This is a genomic window from Selenomonas sp., assembly GCF_052169755.1.
GTDB lineage: Bacteria > Bacillota > Negativicutes > Selenomonadales > Selenomonadaceae > Selenomonas.
In genome coordinates this window covers 1-4472 of the sequence record NZ_JBQNBV010000149.1, presented here as the reverse complement: position 1 = coordinate 4472, position 4472 = coordinate 1, and the positions used below count along the sequence as shown (strand labels likewise).

The window sequence follows — 4472 nt, the reverse complement described above, 5'->3', positions numbered from 1 at the left end:
GCTTGCTATGGGCAGCAAGGTCACGATGTTCTTCACGTTCTGGGGGCTGAATGCTCTGCGCCGCCCTGAAGGCGCAGACGTGAAAAAGGGGTTCATCGACCGCATCTTCGGATGGATGATGCCGCGCGGCAGCCGGGCGCTTGCGCTCTCGAAGCTTCATCTGGGGGGCATCGGCACGCGCCTCATGCGCCATGTCATGCAACAGAAGGGTGTTGCGTCCTTGGAGAGCCTGATGCAGAGTGCAGTCAAGGGCGGCGCGGAAATCGTCGCATGTCAGATGTCAATGGACGTCATGGGCATACGCGCCGAGGAACTGATCGCAGGCGTAAGCGCGGGCGGTGTCGCCGCTTACTTGGCGGCGGCGGAGAAGTCGGACACGAACCTCTTCATATAGAAGAAAAGGAGAAGGACTGCCCTGCATCATCCAAGCGATGGTGCAGGGCAGTCCTTCTTTTCGGCAAAAACTTGACAACACCCCTACTATGTAGTTTACAATGAAAGTCCAAGAAGTCAAGCCCAAAGGGCGCAGGCTGATTGGCTCTTTCATGTAAGGGCGTGCGCACTATGTCCACAAAGTGGACGTTTGTGCGTTAAGCTTACAATGAAAGTCCAAGAAGTCAAGCCCGTAGGGCGCAGGCTGATTGGCTCTTTCATGTAAGGGCGTGCGCACTATGTCCACAAAGTGGACGTTTGTGCGTTAAGCTTACAATGAAAGTCCAAGAAGTCAAGCCCGTAGGGCGCAGACGGATTGGCTCTTTCATGTAAGCTGCAAAAGGGGAATCTTCATGAACACATTGGCAAAGCATTTCAGTCTTGGCGGGCTTTTGCGCTTCGCTGCGCCTGCCGTCGGCATGATGCTCGTCCTTTCTATCTATACGGTGACGGATGGCATATTCATCGGACGTTATGCGGGAACGCTCGCGCTCGCCGCTTCGAACATCGTCTATCCGGTGCTGAATCTTCTCTTCGGGCTTTCCATCATGCTTTCTTCGGGCGGCTCGGCACTTGTCGCCAAGACGCTGGGGGAGGGAGATGCGGCATTGGCGAGGCGGCGCTTCACGTTGATTGTTGTTGTCGGTGCGGCGCTCGGCATATTGCTCGCGCTCAGCGTATTCCGCTTCATGGAGCCGATTTTAGCGCTTCTCGGCGCTTCACCCGAGCTTTATGCTGACTGCCGCGCGTATCTCTCGGCGAATATGTTCTTCGCGCCGTTCGTTGCCTTGATGATCATATTCAACGCTTTCTATATCGCGGACGGTCGCCCTGTGCAGGGATTTCTCGTATCGCTGACAGCGGGACTTGTCAACGTCGGACTTGACTATGTGTTTCTCGCGCATTTCGGCATGGGCATCGTCGGCGCAGGTCTTGCGACGGGCATCTCGGATGTCGTCGCGGCGGTCTTGGGGCTCGTTTACTTTTCGCGTTATAGCCGCACGCTCGCGTTCGCGCGGTGTTCCTTCGCCGTGCGCCCGCTTTTCCAAGCGCTTTGCAACGGCTCTTCCGAGATGGTCACGCAGCTTTCCGTAGGCATCACGACGTACCTCTTTAACCTCGTGACATTCTCCTATGCGGGGGCGGATGGCGTCGCAGCGATCAGCGTCATTCTCTATGCGGAAATGCTCCTGACGGCGATTCTCATGGGGTTCGCCAATGGCGTCGCGCCCGTTTTTTCCTACCAGTTCGGCGCGAAAGGATACGCCGAGCTTCTGCGCCTTCTGCGGCTGTCGCTTGGCATCATCTTTGGTTTCGGACTCTTGTCCTTTGCGGCGGCGCGGGTTTTTGCCGCACCGCTGATGGCGCTTTTCCTGCCGGATGGAGGCCACGCCTATGCGTTGGCGCTCGGCGGTTTTCTGCTTTTCTCTTGGAGCTTCTCGCTCTGCGGCTTCAATCTCTTCGCCTCGACCTTCTTCACGGCGATTTCGGATGGCAGGATGTCGGCAATCCTATCCTTTGTGCGCAATCTCGTCGGCATCGTGGTATTCCTCATGCTCCTGCCGCATTTCTTCGGATTGGACGGCGCATGGCTCGCCGTTCCTGCGGCAGATTTGACCGCCGTCCTGCTCTCCTTCCGCCAGCTTTGGGGGGCGGCGTGTTCCTTTCGTGAGGAAAAAGCGGCGGGAACTGTGATTTTGGGACGTTGAGAGGTATGTGTGCGAAAATGAAAGTTTCTAGAAATATCGGGAAGCATGCTGCGTGCTCTTTTGCTGCGGCCGGCATGTTGCTCGGCGGAGCGGATTTGACGGATGCGGAAGCTGCGGCGGCGCTGTTGTCCGTGATGATTTTGGGAGGTTGAGAGGTATGTGTGCAAAAATGAAAGTTTCGAGAAATATCGGGAAGCATGCTGCGTGCTTTTTTGCTGTGGCCGGCATGTTGCTCGGCGGAGCGGATTTGACGGATGCGGAAGCTGCGGCGGCGCTGTTGTCCGTGACAGATGCGGCGGCAGTTTCCGTGCAGTCTGCATCGAAGGCGGAGCTTGCGGATGATGTGCGGGCGCAGACGGAAGATGCAGCGCCCGACTACGGCGTGGCGCTCGGCGCTCCCTATGATGATCTCGACTTCTGGTGCAACGCGGCGGGCAAGCGGCTTTTGGGCACGGCGGAGGACGTGGCGCGTCTCAACGAAGAGCTGCACGCGAACCAGCCGAGTCTCGTTTCTCTGGCGGAATTGCCGCGTGCCGTATCGAGCCGGCAGCTCCGACGCTGGATGGAAGAAGCCGCGCCCGAGCGCGAAGGTTGGTACGCGCCGACAGAGCCGCTTTCGGATGAAGCGTATCAGGCGGTGCAGGAAAACTGCGCGGCGGAGAAACTGCCGCTCAGAAATCCCCTGCGCTATGGAATCTGTGTGCGCCGCGCCGATCTGCGCTGTCTTCCGACGGCAGAAGCTTGGCTCGATGCACCCGATGACATTCATTACGACATCTTGCAGGCGACCGCCGTCGATCCCGCCGAGCCGCTTGCCGTTTGGAGCGAGAGCGCGGACGGCAAGTTCCTCTTCGTTTCCATGCGCTATTATCGCGGCTGGCTGGCGAGGGAGGCGGTTGCCTTGACAACGCGCGAGACGTGGCTCGCCTATGTGCAGCCCGAAGATTTCCTCGTCGTGACGCGCAATCTCTATGAAGCGCCCGAGGAGGCGGGCGGGCAGCTCTATCAACTCGGCAGCCGCATTCCGCTCGTGCAGCAGGGCGGAGCGCATCTCGCGCGTCTGCCGCAGCGTGCGGCGGACGGCAGTCTCGCCGAGGTGCTTTTGGCGCTTCCGTACAGCGAGAGCGCGAGCCTTGCTGTTGAGGACGCGGGCGGCATGGAAGCCGCCGCGCTCCATCGCGGCAGCCTGCCCTATACGGCGAACAATCTGCGCCGCGCCGCCTTCGCGTGCCTCGGTGACGTCTACGGTTGGGGCGGGCAGGATGAGAGCGTCGACTGCTCATCGTTCGTCGCCGACGTCTATCGCACGGTCGGCATCGAGCTGCCGCGCGACGCTGATCAGCAGGAAGAGGCATTTCTGCGGGCGAGTGCCCATTTGAGCGATGCACAGAATGCGGCGCACGGTGCGCGGGGAAAGGCTGCGGCATTCGGGGTGCGTCGGCGCGGCACGGAAGATGCCGCGCCACACATCTTTTACACGCCGCTCGATGATCTCGCGCCCGCAGAGCGAACCGAAGCGCTTCTCGCCGCGCCGCCCGCGAGTCTCCTCTTTCGCCCCGGCCATGTGATGTTCACGCTCGGCTCGGTCGATGGCAAGACGTATGTCATACATTCCTTGAGCGGCTGCTGGGAAAAGACACAGGAAGGACTGAAGCGCCGCCGCATCCGCCGCGTCCTCGTCAGCGACGCCTACTTTTTGACGAGCACGGAAGGCAGGAATCTCGACGATTGCACAGGGGTGGGAATTTTTCGATAAAGTATGATGCGCCGGGTTTCGATGCCCGGCGCATATAATAGAAATCCTCTTGACGATTCTTTCCAGCCTATCGCAGGAGGAAGCGAGGAGCATTTCCGAGAACGTCACATGGGGCTTGCGGAAGAGATTCGCAGACGGCAAGTTCTCCGTCGGCTACTCGCGCTTTCTCGGCTACGACAAGGGCGAGGATGGCAATCATCGACCCTGCCGTGTTCGAGATGGTGCGGCGAATGCGGCGGTTACTTTGGCGTCAAGGTCTGGCACTCCACAGATAAGTACAGGCGCACCGTTTACCGCTGCAACAGCAAGTATGACGGGCAGAAATGCCAGACGCCCCATGTGACGGAGGATGAAATCAAGGAAGCCTTCGTCACAGCATTCAATCGGCTGGTGACGGAGCGGGATGAGATCATCGCGAATGCTCGGCTCGTGCGACAGGTACTCTGTGACACGACGGTGCTTGCGGAGGAGAAAGCCAAGCTGCAGCAGGAACTGGCGGTGTTGGTGGAGATGATGGAGAAAGCTGTCCGTGAGAACGCCCGCATTGCACAGAATCAAGAGGAGTATCAGAAGCA

The 4472-nt window shown here is 59.2% G+C and carries 4 protein-coding genes; all 4 read left to right on the top strand.

What is annotated here, in order from left to right; genetic code table 11:
* A partial coding sequence (locus tag ACTTKG_RS09270; protein WP_442673922.1) for a DsrE/DsrF/DrsH-like family protein occupies nt 1–394 on the top strand: 394 nt, incomplete at its 5' end.
* Nucleotides 395–785: 391 nt separating this feature from the next.
* Entirely contained in the window at nt 786–2141 is a 1356-nt protein-coding gene (locus tag ACTTKG_RS09265) for an MATE family efflux transporter (protein WP_442673921.1), read from the top strand.
* Nucleotides 2142–2388: 247 nt separating this feature from the next.
* Nucleotides 2389–3897, top strand: coding sequence for an SH3 domain-containing protein (locus tag ACTTKG_RS09260; protein WP_442673920.1), 1509 nt, complete (start codon nt 2389–2391; stop codon nt 3895–3897).
* A 204-nt stretch (nt 3898–4101) separates the two neighbouring features.
* The coding region (locus tag ACTTKG_RS09255; RefSeq protein WP_442673923.1) for a zinc ribbon domain-containing protein at nt 4102–4472 on the top strand (371 nt) is incomplete at its 3' end.